At 65.8% G+C, this 16777-nt stretch carries 17 protein-coding genes and 1 pseudogene; 5 read left to right on the plus strand and 13 right to left on the minus strand.

Annotated features, from left to right (window positions below):
- Position 1: 1 nt before the first annotated feature.
- The 5 genes from EB836_RS04080 to EB836_RS04100 form a co-directional block, all read right to left on the minus strand.
- A complete protein-coding gene (locus EB836_RS04080) occupies positions 2–1135 on the minus strand; it encodes an ABC transporter permease (protein ID WP_135537796.1) in 1134 nt (377 codons plus the stop codon).
- Entirely contained in the window at positions 1132–2019 is an 888-nt protein-coding gene (locus EB836_RS04085; RefSeq protein WP_135537797.1) for an ATP-binding cassette domain-containing protein, read from the minus strand. The genes EB836_RS04080 and EB836_RS04085 overlap by 4 nt, the downstream gene beginning before the upstream one ends.
- Before the next feature lie 143 nt (positions 2020–2162).
- A complete protein-coding gene (locus EB836_RS04090) occupies positions 2163–2831 on the minus strand; it encodes a response regulator transcription factor (protein ID WP_135537798.1) in 669 nt (222 codons plus the stop codon).
- Positions 2828–4192: a histidine kinase gene (locus EB836_RS04095; protein ID WP_135537799.1), complete on the minus strand. Its 1365-nt coding sequence runs from the start codon at positions 4190–4192 to the stop codon at positions 2828–2830. Before EB836_RS04095 ends, EB836_RS04090 begins: the two co-directional genes overlap by 4 nt.
- 96 nt (positions 4193–4288) lie before the next feature.
- Positions 4289–5419, minus strand: a complete 1131-nt coding sequence (locus EB836_RS04100) for a serine hydrolase domain-containing protein (protein WP_135537800.1) — start codon at positions 5417–5419, stop codon at positions 4289–4291.
- A 466-nt stretch (positions 5420–5885) separates the two neighbouring features.
- On the opposite strand from EB836_RS04100, the gene EB836_RS04105 reads away from it, so the two are divergent.
- Both EB836_RS04105 and EB836_RS04110 read left to right on the plus strand, forming a co-directional pair.
- Entirely contained in the window at positions 5886–6557 is a 672-nt protein-coding gene (locus EB836_RS04105; RefSeq protein ID WP_167854343.1) for a TetR/AcrR family transcriptional regulator C-terminal domain-containing protein, read from the plus strand.
- Positions 6558–6644: 87 nt separating this feature from the next.
- On the plus strand, positions 6645–7214 hold the full coding sequence (locus EB836_RS04110) for a TetR/AcrR family transcriptional regulator (RefSeq protein ID WP_135537802.1): 570 nt from the start codon (positions 6645–6647) through the stop codon (positions 7212–7214).
- Positions 7215–7285: 71 nt separating this feature from the next.
- Here the strand turns inward: EB836_RS04110 and EB836_RS04115 are convergent, their stop codons facing one another.
- From EB836_RS04115 to EB836_RS04140, 6 genes are all read right to left on the minus strand, one after another.
- Positions 7286–7882, minus strand: coding sequence for a class I SAM-dependent methyltransferase (locus EB836_RS04115; protein WP_135537803.1), 597 nt, complete (start codon positions 7880–7882; stop codon positions 7286–7288).
- A complete protein-coding gene (locus EB836_RS04120) occupies positions 7879–9132 on the minus strand; it encodes an alpha/beta hydrolase (RefSeq protein WP_135537804.1) in 1254 nt (417 codons plus the stop codon). The genes EB836_RS04115 and EB836_RS04120 overlap by 4 nt, the downstream gene beginning before the upstream one ends.
- Positions 9133–9208: 76 nt before the next feature.
- Complete coding sequence (locus EB836_RS04125) at positions 9209–10150, minus strand: anti-sigma factor (RefSeq protein WP_135537805.1); 942 nt, start codon at positions 10148–10150, stop codon at positions 9209–9211.
- Positions 10147–10722, minus strand: coding sequence for a sigma-70 family RNA polymerase sigma factor (locus EB836_RS04130; protein ID WP_135537806.1), 576 nt, complete (start codon positions 10720–10722; stop codon positions 10147–10149). The genes EB836_RS04125 and EB836_RS04130 overlap by 4 nt, the downstream gene beginning before the upstream one ends.
- A gap of 226 nt (positions 10723–10948) precedes the next feature.
- The gene (locus EB836_RS04135) at positions 10949–11644 is read right to left on the minus strand and encodes a fasciclin domain-containing protein (RefSeq protein ID WP_135537807.1); all 696 of its coding nucleotides are present in this window, start codon (positions 11642–11644) and stop codon (positions 10949–10951) included.
- Between the two features lie 188 nt (positions 11645–11832).
- Complete coding sequence (locus EB836_RS04140; protein ID WP_240689585.1) at positions 11833–13404, minus strand: molybdopterin-dependent oxidoreductase; 1572 nt, start codon at positions 13402–13404, stop codon at positions 11833–11835.
- Positions 13405–13513: 109 nt separating this feature from the next.
- Here EB836_RS04140 and EB836_RS04145 point away from each other — a divergent pair, with 109 nt between their 5' ends.
- From EB836_RS04145 to EB836_RS04155, 3 genes and pseudogenes are all read left to right on the plus strand, one after another.
- On the plus strand, positions 13514–14017 hold the full coding sequence (locus EB836_RS04145) for an OsmC family protein (RefSeq protein WP_135537808.1): 504 nt from the start codon (positions 13514–13516) through the stop codon (positions 14015–14017).
- 21 nt (positions 14018–14038) lie between these two features.
- The gene (locus tag EB836_RS04150; protein WP_240689586.1) at positions 14039–14731 is read left to right on the plus strand and encodes a TRIC cation channel family protein; all 693 of its coding nucleotides are present in this window, start codon (positions 14039–14041) and stop codon (positions 14729–14731) included.
- A gap of 31 nt (positions 14732–14762) precedes the next feature.
- Positions 14763–15622 (plus strand): annotated as a pseudogene (locus EB836_RS04155) (PPK2 family polyphosphate kinase).
- Positions 15623–15686: 64 nt separating this feature from the next.
- On the opposite strand, the gene EB836_RS04160 reads toward EB836_RS04155, so the two are convergent.
- Both EB836_RS04160 and EB836_RS04165 read right to left on the minus strand, forming a co-directional pair.
- On the minus strand, positions 15687–16109 hold the full coding sequence (locus tag EB836_RS04160; protein ID WP_135537809.1) for an OsmC family protein: 423 nt from the start codon (positions 16107–16109) through the stop codon (positions 15687–15689).
- A gap of 26 nt (positions 16110–16135) precedes the next feature.
- Positions 16136–16711: a cysteine hydrolase family protein gene (locus EB836_RS04165; RefSeq protein WP_135537810.1), complete on the minus strand. Its 576-nt coding sequence runs from the start codon at positions 16709–16711 to the stop codon at positions 16136–16138.
- Positions 16712–16777: the final 66 nt, after the last annotated feature.

Raw genomic sequence — 16777 nt, forward strand, 5'->3', positions numbered from 1 at the left:
CTCAGCCCCGTTGACGGCGCAGCGCCTGCCCCCAGGACAGCTTCGGACCCGACTGAAGGATTGAGCGCTCGAAGATCCGGGTCGCCAGCAGCAGCGCGAGCAGGGTGGTGACGATGAGGATGAGCAGGGAGACCAGCGGCTCCCACCAGGCGATCGTGCCGAGGAAAACGCGCATCGGCACGGCCACTGCCGCCGAGAACGGAATGTAGGACAGCACCGCCATCACCGTTTCGTTCGACGAGAAGATGATGACGCCCATGTAGGGCAGGAAGATGAGCATCATGATCGGCATACTCGTCGACGGCAGATCCTCGGTGCGCGAGACCAGTGAGGCGGCGGCCGCATAGAGGGCGGCGACCATGACGAAGCCGATGATGAAGAGGGGGACGAACCAGGCGATCGGTTCGGCCACCGATCCGAGCACGAGGTCGTTTCCGCTGATCGCGGCCCCGGTGAGAACCGCGACGGCGGTGAGGCCGATCTGGGCGAAGGCGAGGATCGTGCACGCGATGACCTTGCCGAACATGAGCACCCGCGCCGAGGTGGACGCGAGCAGAATCTCGACGATCCGTGACTGCTTCTCCTCGACCACGGACGAGGCGATCGTGTTTCCGAACGTCATCGCGGCCATGAAGAACACGAGTCCGAGGCCGAGCCCGATGAGGTACGTGAGCGTGGGATCCGGGGCATCGGGGTCGAGGAGCTCGACCTCGGGGGTGAGGCTGAGTGCGCCGATGAGCGACTCGGGTGCCGAGCGCAGAGACAGGACCGCGACCCCGGTCGGCGAGTCCTTCGACTCGACGACGGCCGCGTCGACCTTCTCGGAGGTGACCAGGGCCTTCGCCTCATCCGCGTCATCGACTGAGACCGTTTCGATGCCCTCGATTCCGTCCACGGCCTTCGCCCCCGCCGAGGTGACCGCCACCTCGTCGGTGGAGGAGAAGAGAGAGGGCAGCGCCCCGGAGACCCCGACGAGGACACCGAGGATGACGATGCTCAAGATCGTCGAGACCATGAAGGCCTTGGACTTGAGGCGGACCATGATCTCGCGTTCGATGACGAGTCCGATGGCGGTGGTGAAACCTGCGCGGTGCGAGCGGGCGCTGGCGGCGGTGTTCGTGTCTGTCGTGCTCATGCCTGTGTGACCTCCTGGAACAGACGGTTGAGGGCGACTTCGTGCGGCCCGAACGACGTCACCGAGGACACGGTGAGCGCGTGGCGCAGAACCGCCTCGGCGGTGTCGGAACTCGGGGCGGTGAAGCGGGCCCAGCTGCCGTCGAGTTCGACGACGGAGACATCGGGCATTCCGCGCACCCAGCCGAGGTCGGAGTCGGTCTGCAGGGTCCATTCGGGCAGGCTGCGCTGGCGGCGCAGCTCTTCGGTGGTGCCGGCGGCGACAAGGTGGCCGTCGTTGATGATGACGATGTCGTCGACGAGTCGTTCGACGAGGTCGAGTTGGTGGCTGGAGAACAGCACCGGGGCGCCGGAGGCGGCGAAAGAAGTGAGCACGTCGAGGGTGCGTTCGACGGCGGCGGGATCGAGGCCGGAGAACGGTTCGTCGAGGACGAGCGCCTGCGGATTGTGGATGAGGGCGGCCGCGATCTGGACCTTCTGCTGGTTGCCCAGGCTCACTGATTCGAGGGTGTCGGTGGGTTCACCCTTGAGGTCGAGCTGGTCGAGGAGCTCGAGACCGCGCTTCTTCGCCGCTTGGCGGGTCAGGCCGTGGAAGCGGGCGAGATAGATGAGCTGATCGATGATCGGCATCTTCGGGTAGAGGCCGCGCTCTTCGGGCATGTACCCGATCGCACTGCGATGGCTCGGGGTGATCGGGGCGCCGTCGACGGTGATGTGACCGGAATCGGCGGCGAGGACTCCGAGGAGGATTCGCATGGTCGTCGTCTTGCCGGAGCCGTTCGAGCCGACGAAGCCGGTCATCCGACCGTCGCCGATGTCGAAGCTGAGATCGTGCAGCACCTGCTTGCTGCCGAAACTGCGGTTGATGTTCTCCAGGGTGATCATGCCACAACGCTATACGGAGACCAGCCGCCTGAGATCCGCCGTGAGGGTGAGTTCGAGCCCCTGCCTGCGGGGGAGATTCGACGCACTTCTCAGCGATTCGACACCGATCACATTACTGCCGTTGTCGCTTCGGTGGTCTCATCTCAGCCCTTGTCGTGCTGACCGATCGCCACGACCCCGTTCTCATAAGCCCAGATCACTGCGTGGATGCGGTCGCGGATGCCGAGCTTGGACAGCAGATTCGACACGTGGGTCTTCACGGTGGCTTCGCCGACGAAGAGGTCACCGGCGATTTCGGAATTGCTCGATCCCGTCGCGACCAGTCTGAGCACTTCGAGTTCTCGTTCGGTGAGCTGGTCGAGCTCCGGTGCCGCGGGGGTCGTCGGTTCGGGGGTGGACACCGAGCGTTCGATGACGCGCCGGGTCACCTCGGGGGAGAGGAGCCCGTCCCCGTGTGCCAGAGCCGTGACGGCATCGATGAGCTGTTCGGCCTTGGCGGTCTTGAGGAGGAAGCCGCTGGCCCCGGCGGCCAGCGCCTGGAACAGGAAGTCATCGCGGTCGAAGGTCGTGAGCATGAGGACCGCTCCGGCCGCGCCTCGGCGGACGATCTGGGCGGTCGATTCGAGGCCGTTCATCACCGGCATCTGCACGTCCATGCAGATGACGTCGGGGGAGAGCTCGAGGGCACGATCGATGGCGATCTGACCGTTCTCGGCCTCTCCGACGACGGCGATGCCGTCCTCGCTCTCGAGGATCGTGCGGAAACCGGTGCGGACCATCGACTGGTCGTCGACGAGGAGAACTCGAATCATCTGGTTGCCTTCACTGAGTTGTCGGGCCCGGGGGAGTCGGAAGCCGATGCGGTCGCCACTGGGTCGGTCGCGGCGGCCGGGTCGTCGGCCGCGGGTTCGGCGTCGCTGTGAGGATAGGGGAGGCGGGCGCGGACGAGCCAGCCGCCGCGGGACTTCGGCCCCGCTTCCAGGCTGCCGCTGAGTGCGTTCATACGCTCTCGCATACCGATGATGCCCAGGCCCAGGCCTTCCCCGGCCGACCGGTCGGCCGCAGCGCCGGAGCGGGCAGACCCTTCGCCGGTCGGGCGGGAGTCGCTGACTTCGACCTCGAGACCGGTGGTGCCGTATCGCAGCCGCACATCCACCTCGGCGCCGGCACCCGCGTAGCGGGAGCAGTTGGTCAGGGATTCCTGGATCACGCGATAGATCGACAGTTCGGTGATCGGGGTCAGTGGTCGGGGGCTGCCGATCGTCGTGAACTCGACGGTCTGCCCGGACCGCTGTGCGGATTCGATGAGTTCGGGCACATCGCCGAGGCCGGGGTTGCCCTGCGCAGGCGCTCCTTCGGTGCTCGATTCGTCCGAATCGCGCAGGGTGTAGACGAGCGCGCGGAGTTCCTCGACGGTCTCCCTTGTCGAGGATTCGATCGTCGCCAGCGATTCGGCCGCCTTGTCCGGATTCTTCGTCAGACTGCGTCGGGCCGCCGCTGCGTGGATGCCGACTCCGGCGATGTGGTGGGCAACACCGTCGTGGAGTTCGCGGGCGATACGCACCCGGTCGAGTTCGAGAGCCTGCTGGGTCAGACGCTTCTCCTGTGAGCGGACCTCGTCATTGGCAGCCCGAAGTTCGGCCAGCAGCTGCCGCTGCTTCCACGCCCGATCGCCGAATACCCAGGCACCGCCGAAGTAGGCGACGTTCGTCAGCAGATTGACGCCGAAGCTTGCCGCGACCTGCATTGCGGTCATATCGGACAGATCGTTGAACTGGAGGCCCAGCGCGAGGACTAGGTAGACGAGGATGCCGAGGCAGTAGAGTGCGCGGGAGATGAAGGCGGCTCGGCGGTTGCTCTGCCAAGCTCCCACCGAGTAGAGACCCATGAACAGGATGATCTGGGTGACGCCGGGCTCCATGGCACTGGACACCTGTGCTCCGACGAATATGATCACTTGGATCCAGGCGACCTGGCTGGGGTAGCGTCGCCGCCAGATCAGTGGCAGGGCGACCGCCGTCGAGGCCAAACACAGCACCCAGAGCGGCGCCTCGAATGGCCAATATCCACCAGCCGTGTACAGCACCGCGAAGATCATCGAAGCGACCGCTAGGGCGACGACCAGATAGACATCACCCCGCGTGGGTCTCAAAGACGTCGCGTTCTCTGCCATTCCTCCAGCTTAGTCAGTCCGCTGATGCCGCGGTATCCGTCCGAGTGGGGAACCGTCCGGGCCCGCCTCCGGCACAGGGCGGAGACGGGCCCGGCATCAGCCCAATGCCAAGCTGTACAGGTGCTCGAGAGCTCCGTCGATGGCATGCGGCACGGGACGGCCCGAATCATCCAGCTCATTCCACCGCTGCCGATTCACCAGGATCGTCATCTGACGTCGGCCGTCGGCACGTGTCATGGTGATGGCGCCGCCTCCCCACACCGAACCGTCGTGGCCCCAGAACGTTCCTCCCGCCTCATTGCGGCGATGCAGTCCCAATCCGTAGTCGATCATCGTTCCCTCGAAGGAGCGGACGGGGGCCGTGCGCTGCATCTGCGCAAGCGACTCCGCCTGGAGCAGCTCGCCGCCGATGAGGAGGCCGAAGAACCGATTGAGATCGGCAGCGGTCGATACCAGGGAGGCCGCCGGCCCGACCCACGACATGTCGAACTCACTGAAGTCACGGGGCGGATCGGCCATCGAGAACCACGACTCGTAGAGTCGCGAATGCGGTCTGGCCAGAGCCGTGTCCGTGGGGAAATAGGTGTCATTCAGACCGGCAGGCACGATGACCTCGGTGGTGATGTGGTCCTCGGCTGCACTCCCGGTGACCAGTTCGATGAGCTCGGCCAGCAGCAGGTAGTTCGTATTCGAGTACATCCCAGGGGGCTGCCCCGGTGTTCCGAGCATGGGTGCCTCAACCCCGGCTGCGATGAGTTCCCGGCGGGTGAACCGGGTGAACCTGTTCTCCTCGAGGCTGCGGGGGCTGGTTCGCGCGAGATCCGGGAACGCACGCAGGGAGTCGTAGATGGACGGCAGATATTCGGCCAGTCCGCTCGTGTGGTTCGCGAGCATTCGCACGGTGACGGCGTGGCCACGCTGACCGGGGACGAGCTCGGGAAGGTAGTGGCCGATGCTCTGGTCGAGATCGACGAGCCCGGTCTCTGCCGATCGCAGCAGCGCGAGAGTCGTGAACGTCTTCGCGATGCTCCCGACCCGATGATGCAGATCGGGGGACATGGGAACTTCGGTGGTCACCTCGGCGAAACCGGCGCTGCCGCGCCAGATCTCTCCGTCATCGGCCACCTCGGCGGCGATTCCGGGCATGCCTGCATGATGAACCTCATCGAGGGCATTCTGCAGGCGCAGCGGGTCGAGGGACATGCTCGTATGAAGACTGGTTGTCATAATGCTGCCTTTCAGGTGGTTTGGCGGCGGTGTGTTCGCCCCGTCGAGTTCGCGTCTGCCCCCGCCGAGGTCGTCCGTGCCCTGAACATCAGGACCACGGCAATGAGGCCGGCCACGGAGGGCAGGAGGCCGATCCCGCTGATGAACGGCGGCAGTCCGGTCTCACCCGAGGTGTCACGGACGAGGAGGGCGAAGCTCGCGCCCGAGGTGTGCGCTGACCGTGGCCACGATGGTGAGGGCGAGGCCGCCCCAGAGCGCGAGGAACGTCGAATGCGAATAGTGCATGGTCATGGAGTCCTTTCTCCTGTGATGCTGTTGCGGGACCATTCCGCAAGTGGTGTCGCCGGCCCGCCAAGCGAGCTGCGTGACTAAGAGTTATACGACGTAAAACTCTGTGTCTATGCTAGTTTTACGACGTAGAACAGGTCAATGGAGGAAAACCGGAGCTCATGCAGGAAGACCGGCCATGGTGAGTCGCAGGACTGCTCGCGCTCGCGGACAGCACGCGGGACTCACCGCCGAGGCGATCGTGGCGACCGCGATCCGCCTCGCCGATGAGGAGGGGCTGCCCGCACTGTCGATGCGCCGGCTCGGTGCCGAACTCGACGTCGAGGCAATGGCGCTCTACCACCATTTTCCGAACAAAGGCGCACTCCTCGACGCGATCGTCGAAGACCTTGCCACCTCGGTGCCGATCGTTGACCTCGCCGGTCATGGCTGGGAGGACGGGCTGCGCACCTATGCCCGCGCTCAGCTCGAGACCCTCAGCGCACATCCGAGGCTCGTCGAGCTGGTCATGTCGCGCCCGGCGGTGACCACCGGAAACCTCGCGCTCATGGAGTCCCTGCTGACATTCCTCCAGGCCGACGAGTTCCCGCCGGCTTCGGCCCTCGATATCGTCTACTCCCTCAACGAGCTGGTCCTCATTCACGCCGTGCTCGAGGCCGGAGACGACACGGCGCCGGGGCCGCATGGGGAGGAGAGGTGGAGGCGCCACCTGGCTGGAGTGTCCGCCGAAGACTTCCCGCTCCTCGCCGAGGCGGTCGAGGCGAACGCCGATCGCGCTGCCCATGCGCGATTCGAGTTCGCGCTCGACGCTCTCATCGCCGGATTCGCGGACCTTCGCCGGAAGAGATGACCGCCCGCCTAGAATGGTCCTGACCGCGCCGCCAGGAGCGAGGCGGTCGTGAGTCGATGGTCCGATTCCGGCGGCCGAGGAGGATGAGTGGATCGACGTGAGGCCATTGCCCGCACCGGGATGGAGCTGGTGGCCGAAGGTGGCAGTCATGCTCTCACCCACCGTCGAATCGATCAGCGCCTCGACCTGCCGCCGGGAACGACGTCGAACTACGCGCGCAACCGACGCGCTCTGGTCATCATGGTCATCGACCAGATCGCGGCCATGGCCGATCTGCGCGGGGGCGACCGTGACCGCCCTCTGCCGAACACCGTCGCCGAGGCGCTCGAACAGCTGGTCCCCACGCTGGAGGCGACCATCGCCCGCGGGACCGATATCCGGGCACGGATGTCACTGTCTCTCGACTACTGGCAGGACCCCGAACTGCACACCCTGCTCACCACCGAATCTCCCATCCGGCTCAAGCTGGTTGCCGAGGCCGAGCGCATGCTCGCCGGTCTCGGGGTCCCCGAGCCCGAGAAGCGAGCGAACGACTTCATCGGTGTGATGAACGGCCTGCTGTTCGACCGGTTGGCAGGCAACGGCGTGCGCGGAGCTCGGGTCGATCCCGCCTCGGTGCTGGGCGCCTGGCTCATCGGCATCGGCGCCAGGCGATGACCGCGGTGGTGTCGATCGCAGCAGTGTGCTGACGATCCCGGCCTCGAGCCGACGCAGCTGCGTATGCGGGGTCAGCCGAGATGGACCTTCTGCGCGACGATGACGGCGAGATCGCGGTGCTGCCAGTGCACCCGCGGGTGCAGGCCTGTGGCCTCGAGCCAAGCCAGTTGGTCCTTCAGCGAACTCGGGGTGTCCTCGATCCCATCGATGGGCGTGATGACATCGGCCGGGTCGACAGGAACGACGAGATCGGCGAGGACGAAGCGCCCGCCCTCATCGAGGACGGCCGCGACCCGTGCGAACAGATCCGCCTTGCCTGATCCGTCGAGGTGATGGACGGCCAGGGTCGACATCACGAGGTCGAAAGGCCCGCTCGGCAGCGGGTCCTCCAGTCGGCTCTGCTGCAGAGCAGTCCTGGTCGGATCGAGAGCTTCTTCGGCCGCAGCGAGCATCTCGGCGCTGTCGTCGATGCCGAAGAGGTGCGCCTCCGGCAGTGCCCGGGCCACCTCGGCGGCGGTGAGGCCGCTCCCGATGCCCAGATCGAGGATGGTGCGAGGGGCGTCGGCTGCGACGGCTGCGCTCAGTTCGGCCTGCAGACGGGGATAGTCGGGGATCTCCTCGGCCATGAGCGCGCGGTAGGACTCCGGGTCCCAGGCGAATTCGGTCATGACTCTGCTCCTTCGCCGATGCGATGGGTGCTCGGCTGCTGTGTCGGAAGTGCCTGCGGCTGCGGAGGGTTCGGGTGCGGCTGCGGAGCGATGCCGATGTGGGCAAGGAAGCGGTCGAATCCATGGACGACGGCGGCGAAGCGCCAGGAGAAGAGGGAGTCGAGGCCGTGCTGTCCGCCCGGAAACTCCGCATACCACGTGGGCTGGCTCGACGCGGTTGCCACCTGCTTCGACAGTTCCCTCGCATCATCGATCGGGGCCCAGGAGTCATTGTCGCCGTGGACGAAGAACATCGGCGGTGCCGCCGAGGCATCCATCGCCAGCGGGGTCGACACGGGGTGCTCGTCCTCGCTGCGGCCGTAGTACCGACCGTAGTAGCCGTAGAGGCACAGCGCGGCGGCGATCCGCGGGGTCGTCAGCTCGTCGTGGGTCAGTTCGGCCTCCTCGCTGAGCGGCGGGCCCACGTCCGCGCCCTGGCCGAGTGCAATGAGCGAAGTCAGATGTGCTCCGGCCGAGCTGCCGGCCATGACGATCGTCGAGGCGTCTCCGCCGTGGAGCACCCCGTTGTCGCGTGTCCAGCGCAGCACGGCTCGTGCATCGTCGAGGTGATCGGTGAAGTCCGCTTTCGGGCGCAGCCGGTACGTCGCGCTGATGCAGACCCACCCGCGGGCCGCCAGATGGTGAAGCAGTGCGCGGGCCTCACGGCGGTTTCCGCCGGAGGAGTATCCCCCGCCGTGGAAGTACACGAGCACCGGGCCGCTGAGGGTCTGGTTCCGGAACCGATAGACATCAAGGCGCTGTCGTCGATGCTCGCCGTAGGACAGACCGCCGATCCGCATGACCGAACGGGGGCGCAGCGGGACGGGGAACAGCAGCGGACGCAGCCAGGTCCACCTCGGTGGGGGCGCCGAGCTCGTGCTCCCGCGCCGAGGTTCGGTGTGTGCGCGGATCAGCGCCGTGACCACCGATCGAGCCAGAAGGCAGCGCCGCAGCACCACGAGGAGGCCGAGGAGGATGATTGCCGACAGCGCAAGGAGCACCGTTCCCACGGGGCCGTCCAGGTCTCCCTCGCTGAGAGCAAGCGCGGTGGAGAGGATCAGCCAGAGTGCCCCGAAGTGGGGCACTTCGCTGATGACGACCGCCAGGAAGTAGCTGATGCGACCTGCGCGGCCATAGCCAGGCGGCGGGATGAGGGCCGCAGCCGTGCACACGCCGAGGAGTCCGATTGTGAAGAGGTAGCCGATCGGCATGTGGGTCTCCTTCACCGTTGATGGACATGCCGGTCACATCACGGTACCACGACCATCGTAGTGGTTGAATCCCTTCCTACAGATCGAGTGCGACGATCGGGTCCGTGGTCGGCTGCTCGGACCCGCCCGCGGGCTCCACGGTGATGCCGAACAGGCTGCCGTCCGAGAATTCCCTGCCGGCGATGGTCACCGGTTCATCGGTCATGAGACCGGCGCTCTCGGGTCCGTCGTCACCGATCACCCACATCTGCATCGATTTTCCTGCCGGTGGGTCTCCGACATCGCGCGGGCTGAATCGGATGAGCTGCTCGCTCTCCGAGGACAGCACGGTGACCGAACCGCCCTCGGGCAGATCGGCCGTGCTCGTGCGAAGATCATCTGCCTCCATGAGTCGCGCGGACTCGTCGAGCTGCTGCTGGGTTGCGGCCAGCTGCTCCTCGAGCTGGTTCTGATGCTGAGTCTGCTGCCAGATCGTCACTCCGAATCCGCCCACGACGATGACGGCGGCCGCGGCCGCAGCATAGGGCAGCCAGGGCCGCTGCCGACTGCGGCGGGCACGCTGATCACGAATGTCGCTGACTCTGCTGTTGCCGCGACGATCACCGCGTTCACCAGGGTCGATTCGCTCGCCGCCCTCACTATCGTCCTCGTGGTCCTGCGACTGACGATGCTCCGACGGTGAGGTGGATGGAGCTGCCGCCGCAGATTCCGAGCCGACGGGACCGGCTGGATCCTGAGACCCCGGGTCGACCGGTGGTGCGGTCTGGGCGAGCCAGTGGTCACCGGGAGGTTCCTGCGCATGTGTCGACGGAATGTTGAGGATGGCCTCTCGTGTCTTGTCGCTGACCTCCTGCGGTTCCACGTCCTCCGCCATCAGCGCCATCGTCTCGGCGTAGGCGTCGACTTCGGAGCGGAAATCTGCGTCGGAGTCCGCGAGGCGCTGCGCTTCGGCGAGTTCGGAGTCACTGAGCCCTCCGAGGGCCAGACCGGCAGCCAGATAGTCACGATCGGCGTTCATCGGCTTGCCTCCAACTCTTCTCGCAGCTTCTTCATTCCGTCCCTGATCCGTGACTTGATGGTACCCAGCGGCACCTTGAGGTTCTCCGAGATCTGGGTGTGGGTCATGCCCTGGTAGAAGGCCATGACGATCGGTTCGGCCTGCTCCTCCGGCAGGACCTGCAGAGCCGAGACCGTCCGATCGGACTCTGCGCGGGCAATGACCGTCTGCTCCACCTGTTCACCAGCTTCGGCGGTCGTCCGCAGACCGTCCGCGAGATCCCGGTTCTGTTGGGCTTGGACGCTGCGTACGCAGTCGATGGCTCGTCTGCGGCACAGGGTGATCAGCCAGGCTCTTCCGGTGCCGCGGTTCGGGTCGAAACCCGAACATCGGGTCCAGACCTCGGTGAAGCATTCCTGCAGGACCTCCTCGGCGAGCGATCTGCTCTTGACGATCCGCAGGATCACGGCCATGAGGATGCGGGATTGGGTGGTGAACAGCTCGTCGAAAGCGGACCGGTCGCCCTCGGCGATGCGGATCAGCAGCGCACCGCCGGGATCAGCGGAAACCGCTGTCTGGTCATCAGAGCTCATTGCCCAATCATGCCATCTGCGCAGAATCTGATCACCCCGGTCCGTGATGAGAGAGTCGTGCATGTCATGTGTGAACGGTGAGCCGAGCAGGGCGGGAGCAGCGACGCATCGCACACGTGAGATCGAACGAGTCGCAGGGAATGCAGAAGCGGCCGGGCGCCGATCGTCTCGCTGCTGATCGGTTCCCGGCCACTTCATCGTGGTGCACTCTCGTGGCGAACTCCGGTCACTTCTCCGGCATCATCACGCCGTCGACCATGTAGACGGTGGCGTTGGCGGTCTTCACGCCGCCGCAGACCAGTCCCGCATCGTCGAACTTCATGTCTTCGCCGTCACCGGAGATCTTCACCTTCGAGCCTTCGACGGTCTCGTGTTCGCCGGTGATCTCATCGGGTGAGAGCTGACCGGGGATGACATGGTAGGTGAGAACCTTCGTCAGCATGTCCGAGTCCTTGGCCAAGGCGTCGAGGTCGTCCTTCGGCACGTCGGCGAAGGCATCGTCGACCGGGGCGATGACGGTGAATTCATCGCCGTTGAGGGTGTCGACGAGGTCGACATCGGGGTTGAGCTCGCCCGAGACCGCTTTGGTCAGGGTTGTGAGCATCGGGTTGTTCGAGGCCGCTGTGGCCACGGGATCCTGCGCCATTCCCTCCACGGATCCACCGCCGTCGGGGTTCTCTTCGGCATAGGCTGCGCAGCCGGAACCGACGAGGTCGCTGTCGTCCATCGAGGAGTCGCCGGATTCTTCGGGCATCTCGGATTCGCCCGAGTCAGCCGACTGGGATTCCGAGCTGTCGGAATCCGAGCCGGATTCTTCGCCTCCCGAATCCGAACCCATGCCCGAGCAGCCGCTCAGTGCGAGGAGGCCGATCGCGCCGGCCGAGAGGATGGTGGCGGTACGTGTGCGAAGCAGTGTTTTCATCGTTCTTCTCCTAATCAACAGTGATGTGTATCAGCGCACAGCCGTGGAGTTGACTCCATTGCTCGCTGTGTACTGGGTATTCGCAGCGGAGGCGAATGCGGATGGGTGGATGGCAAAGAAATCTGAAATATTCTTCGCCGAGGCGGGATCACCCAGCCCGCGGGCGGGAGCCTCGGTGCAGTCGGCGCTCACTCGACGCGGAACTGGATGTGGTGGTGGCCGGTGGCCGAGTTCGGGATCGCATCTCGGCGCTTCGCAGTCTGGACTGTGCCGTCCTTATCCGTGGCTCGCACGGTCAGCGTGTGCGAGCCCGGCTCCACCTCGGCGAAATCTGTCCGCCACTGACGCCAGGTGTCGATCGTGACCTCCTCGGCCAGATCGGCCTCTGTCCACTCGCCGTCGTCGAGTCTGACCTCGACGCGGTCGATGCCCGAACGCTGCGCCCACGCGGTGCCGCCGACCTGAAGACTGCCGGCAGAGACCTTCCCCAGCGGTTTGGGCACTTCGATGCGGGAGGCGACGAGGATGGGCGCCTTCGCATCCCACCCACGGTCGGTCCAATAGGAGGTCTTCTCATCGAAACGGGTGACCTCGAGCTCGGTGACCCATTTGGTTGCGGACACGAAACCGTAGAGCCCCGGCACGACGAGGCGTGCGGGAAATCCGTGTTCGGGCGGCAGCGCCTGACCATTCATGCCGACGGCCAGAAGGGAATCGCGGTCATCGGTGAGAGCCGTGATCGGCGTCGAGGCGGTGAAACCGTCGAAGGAGTGGGAGAGGACCATATCGGCGTCTGCGCTCGGCCGGGCACGTTTGAGGAGCTCACGTACCGGGTAGCCGAGCCAGGTCGCGTTGCCGACAAGATCGCCGCCGACCGGATTGGACACACAGGTGAGCGTGATGTGGTGTTCTTCGAGAGGCAGATCGAGCAGCTCGTCCATCGTCAGGGTCACCTCCTCGGCGACCATGCCGTGGATGCGCAGCGACCACTGTTCGGGATCGACGACCGGAGGAGCGAGGACCGTGTCGATGCGGTAGAAGTCCTGCGGGTCGGTGAGAAAAGGGGCCGTGCCTGTCACATCGGTGCTCGCCTTGGCGGGGATCGGTTCCGCCTTCTTCGCCGGGCGGGGCAGGACCAGTTGAGCTACCGCAGCTCCCGCATCCTGTGCAAGAGAGGCAACGGTCTGGCCGGCGGCGATGGTGACGGCACCGATCGCACCGAAGGCTCCTGCCAGGGTGAAGAAGCGACGGCGACTCAAGGGCTCCGGCGTTCGTGACCCGTGCTCTGCGCCTCGCCGATCGGAGCCGGGTTCTCCTGAGCCGCCGAGACGCAGGAGCACCACGAAGACCGCGATGCCGAGCGTAAGACCGATGAGCGTGGGAACGATGTCCGAAGCATTCGCCTCGGGACGCAGCACGATGACCACGGCGGGCACGAGCCCGGCGATGAGCAGAAACAGTGTGGCCAGACGTCGGTGGGACAGGGCGAGGATTCCGATGAGTCCGCCGAGGACCAACGCCCCGAGTCCCGTGGAGAGAACGAGGACAACCTTGTCGTTGTCTCCGAACAATGCGATGACGGGTTTGATCGCCGCCGGCGGGGCGAGGGGGATGATCGCCTGGCCGAGGGTGAGCAGCGGTGCGGCACTGGGACTGAATGCGCGCGCGATGGGGTCGGCGAGGCCGAACATCACGAGGGTGGCCGCGATTCCGACCAGAGCGCCTCGGAGACGGCGGCGAGCGCGAGGATATGGGTTCATGGGAATGATTCGGAGACCGCGGGCCTTCGGATGGGATCATCCGGCCGCGTCACATTCCATTCACCGAAACCCCAGTGACCATGGCACGTGTCTGTCGTAGCATGGAGCAATGACTGAGAACCCCGGATACGCCCAGCCGCAGGCTCCGAGCGCCGATGCGGATGAGCCGAAGAGCCCGACCGCGCCCATCTACACCGCTAAGGTCGAGAACCTCGGCGGCACCTCCGGAGAGGTGCGCGTCGAAGACGGCCAGACCCTGACCACGGCTCCGACTTCGCACGTCGAACAGGGCAACAACCCCGAACAGTTCCTTGCGATGGCGTGGTCGACGTGCCTCGGTGAGACCCTCAAAGTCGTGCTCGCCGTCAACGAACTCGACGTCCTCTCCCGGGTGCGCGTCGAGGTCGAACTGCACAAAGAGCCTTCGGGCAACGGCTTCTACTTCGCCCCGCGTGCCTACATCTCCATCGACGGGGTCTCGGACGAGGACGCCGAGAAATACGCGGCCCGCGCTCACGCACGCTGCCCGATCTCCAAACTCCTCATGGGCAAGGGAACTCCGGTCGTCGAGATCGAACAGTACAAGAACCCGGACAACTTCCAGCTCAGCTGACCGAGCAGGCCGGGAGCCGATGTGGAACTGAATCTGCAGGAAGTCCTCTTCCTCGCCCTCGACCTCACCGGCACCTTCGCCTTCGCCGTCTCCGGTGTGCTGCTGGCGGCCCGCCGCAATTTCGACATCACCGGCGGACTCGTGCTCGGCACGCTCACCGGCATCGGCGGCGGCATGATCCGCGACGTGCTCCTCGACCGGGTGCCCAACGCCATCGCCCAACCCATCTATCTCGCCCCGCCGGTGATCGCGACCCTGCTCATCTACATGATCGGCTCGCACATCTCCCGGGCACGGATCTGGATCGTCGCCTTCGACGCGATGGGACTCGGGCTCTTCAGCGTCACCGGAACGACGATCGCGCTCGCCGCCGGAACGAACTACCCGGCCGCGCTGCTCATGGGCGCGCTGACGGCCTGTGGCGGCGGGCTCATGCGCGATGCCGTGGCCAGCGAGGACCCTGCGATCTTCCGCGGCACCGACCTCTACCTCATCCCCGCCCTGCTCGGATCGGGGCTGACGATCCTCGCCGAGGTGACCGGACTGCTGGGCGCCATCTCCTCGCTCATCATCGCGGCCGCCGCCTTCGCCTTCCGCATGCTCGCGTGGAAGCTGCAATGGCGGGTCCCGCAGCCGATGCGGCAGTGGTCGTACCGCGAGACCCGCCATCGGGTGAAGAAGAAGCTGCCGTCGGTGTTCCGGAAACCGGACTGAGGCGGGCCCTCCTGTCTGCAAGGATGATCGCATGAGCGAGCCGAAGAGCAACTGGACGACCGACCCTGCCCCTCTGCTGCGCGTTGGGGAGGGATTCCGCCTCGGCGAGGTCGATCCCGACTCCACTCCCGGCTACGCCGGGGACAAGAAGAGCGGGAAAAAGGATCTCGGGGCGCTGTCGACCGAGCTGAACGACCTGCAGGAGAGGCTCTTCGCCGCCCACCACGACGACGACACCGGGCCAGCCGTCCTCCTCGTCCTGCAAGCCATGGACACCGCCGGCAAGGGCGGAATCGTGCGCCACGTCGTCGGCGCCGTCGACCCACAGGGCGTCGAAACCGCGAGCTTCAAGAAACCGACGGATGAAGAACTCGCCCATGATTTCCTCTGGCGCATCCGCCCACGGGTACCCGGGCCCGGCATGATCGGTGTCTTTGACCGCTCCCACTACGAGGACGTGCTCATCGGCCGCGTCCGTGAACTCGCTGACGCCCCCGAGATCGACCGCCGCTACTCAGCCATCAACGACTTCGAAGCCGAACTCGCCGAGGCAGGAGTGCACATCGTCAAGGTGATGCTTCACCTCTCCCGGACGAGCAGAAGGAGCGGCTGACCGAACGCCTCGACCGGCCCGACAAGTACTGGAAGTACAACCCCGGCGACGTCGACGAACGACTCCTGTGGCCGGATTACATGGACGCGTATCAGACCGTGTTCGATCGCACCTCCACCGAGGCCGCACCCTGGTTCGTCGTCCCTGCTGACCGGAAATGGTACGCGCGACTGGCCGTGCAGCGACTGCTGCTCGACGCCCTCCACGACATCGATCCACAGTGGCCTGCCGCCGATTTCGACGTCGAGGTCGAGAAGAAGCGGCTCGCCGAGAGCTGAGGTCCACGTCTGCACGGAACGTCGGGCCGCCTCGGCGAGGTAGGGGCCCGAGCGCATCGCGACGTCAGTCGCGGCGGATGCTGAAGTCGACCTTTGTGGGGTGTTCGACGGTGCGCGAGACCGTGCAGTACTTGTCGTGGGAGAGGCCGACGAGGCGTTCGATGCGGGCATCGGCCTTCCGCCCGTCCTCATCGTCGGGGAACGCGAGGTCGAAGTCGAGGTGAACGTTGTCCAGGCGGGAGGCGCCGTCCTCGTCGACCTTCTCGGCCTGTGCGTTGACCTCGAAGCGGGTCGGTTCGGTGTGGCGGCTGGTCACGGTGTCGACGTCGATCGACGAGCAGCCGGCAACGGCGGCCAGGAGCAGCTCGACCGGGGACATGAGGCCCTCGCCGCGACCGAATTCGATGCTCGCCCCGCTCGGAGCGGTGGCGCGGTAGTGGTTCTCGGCGATGCGGGTCAGTTCGATGCTGCGGGTGTCTTCACTCATGGACCCATGATGTCAGACTCCGGGTCTCAGGGGCGGGTGAAGTCGACCTCCCCCGATTCCTGTACCTGTGCCGTGCGGCCAGGACCCGATTCGAACTGCCAGTACAGGTTCGTGTGAGAGACGACCTGCTCCGGCGGGGGAGCTCCCCACTCGGTGAGGTCCTCGGTGGTGTGGGCGTCGGTGACGAGGGTGACGTCGTAGCCGCAGGCGAAGCCGCCGTGGATCGTCGAGCGCACGCAGGCATCCGATTGGGCGCCGGTGACGACGAGGTGGCCGACATCCTTGCCGGCAAGCACCTCCGCGAAGTCCGTTTCCTCGAAGGTGTTGCCATGGGTCTTCTCGATGATCGCCTCGCCTTCGGCGGGGGCGAGCGCATCGACGATCTGCCACTGCGGCGAACCCGACGGCAGCTCATCTGAGCTGTGCCGGACCCACACCACCTCGGTGCCGGTGTTCCGGGCACGATCGACGAGAGAGGCGATCGTCGAAATGACCCCGTCTGAGTTCCACGAGGCTTCCATCACCGCGTTCTGGACGTCGATGACGATGAGGGCGGAGTTGCTGCGAGCGGATGCGGGCAGTGCGTCGGTGCCTGTGGGCATGATGATCCTCCTTGATCGCCATTCATTATTCTCTGCCGAGTCCCGGCAGACAAGAGCGTATGTCGG

Source organism: Brevibacterium sp. S111, from assembly GCF_004745075.1.
In the GTDB taxonomy this organism is placed as follows: domain Bacteria; phylum Actinomycetota; class Actinomycetes; order Actinomycetales; family Brevibacteriaceae; genus Brevibacterium.

Bases quoted from the DNA above. Each gene is read 5' to 3' on its own strand.
- EB836_RS04080 (WP_135537796.1), bottom strand. From the start codon at position 1,135: ATGAGCACGACAGACACGAACACCGCCGCCAGCGCCCGCTCGCACCGC.
- EB836_RS04085 (WP_135537797.1), bottom strand. From the start codon at position 2,019: ATGATCACCCTGGAGAACATCAACCGCAGTTTCGGCAGCAAGCAGGTG.
- EB836_RS04090 (WP_135537798.1), bottom strand. From the start codon at position 2,831: ATGATTCGAGTTCTCCTCGTCGACGACCAGTCGATGGTCCGCACCGGT.
- EB836_RS04095 (WP_135537799.1), bottom strand. From the start codon at position 4,192: ATGGCAGAGAACGCGACGTCTTTGAGACCCACGCGGGGTGATGTCTAT.
- EB836_RS04100 (WP_135537800.1), bottom strand. From the start codon at position 5,419: ATGACAACCAGTCTTCATACGAGCATGTCCCTCGACCCGCTGCGCCTG.
- EB836_RS04105 (WP_167854343.1), top strand. From the start codon at position 5,886: ATGGTGAGTCGCAGGACTGCTCGCGCTCGCGGACAGCACGCGGGACTC.
- EB836_RS04115 (WP_135537803.1), bottom strand. From the start codon at position 7,882: ATGACCGAATTCGCCTGGGACCCGGAGTCCTACCGCGCGCTCATGGCC.
- EB836_RS04120 (WP_135537804.1), bottom strand. From the start codon at position 9,132: ATGCCGATCGGCTACCTCTTCACAATCGGACTCCTCGGCGTGTGCACG.
- EB836_RS04125 (WP_135537805.1), bottom strand. From the start codon at position 10,150: ATGAACGCCGATCGTGACTATCTGGCTGCCGGTCTGGCCCTCGGAGGG.
- EB836_RS04130 (WP_135537806.1), bottom strand. From the start codon at position 10,722: ATGAGCTCTGATGACCAGACAGCGGTTTCCGCTGATCCCGGCGGTGCG.
- EB836_RS04135 (WP_135537807.1), bottom strand. From the start codon at position 11,644: ATGAAAACACTGCTTCGCACACGTACCGCCACCATCCTCTCGGCCGGC.
- EB836_RS04140 (WP_240689585.1), bottom strand. From the start codon at position 13,404: ATGAACCCATATCCTCGCGCTCGCCGCCGTCTCCGAGGCGCTCTGGTC.
- EB836_RS04145 (WP_135537808.1), top strand. From the start codon at position 13,514: ATGACTGAGAACCCCGGATACGCCCAGCCGCAGGCTCCGAGCGCCGAT.
- EB836_RS04160 (WP_135537809.1), bottom strand. From the start codon at position 16,109: ATGAGTGAAGACACCCGCAGCATCGAACTGACCCGCATCGCCGAGAAC.
- EB836_RS04165 (WP_135537810.1), bottom strand. From the start codon at position 16,711: ATGCCCACAGGCACCGACGCACTGCCCGCATCCGCTCGCAGCAACTCC.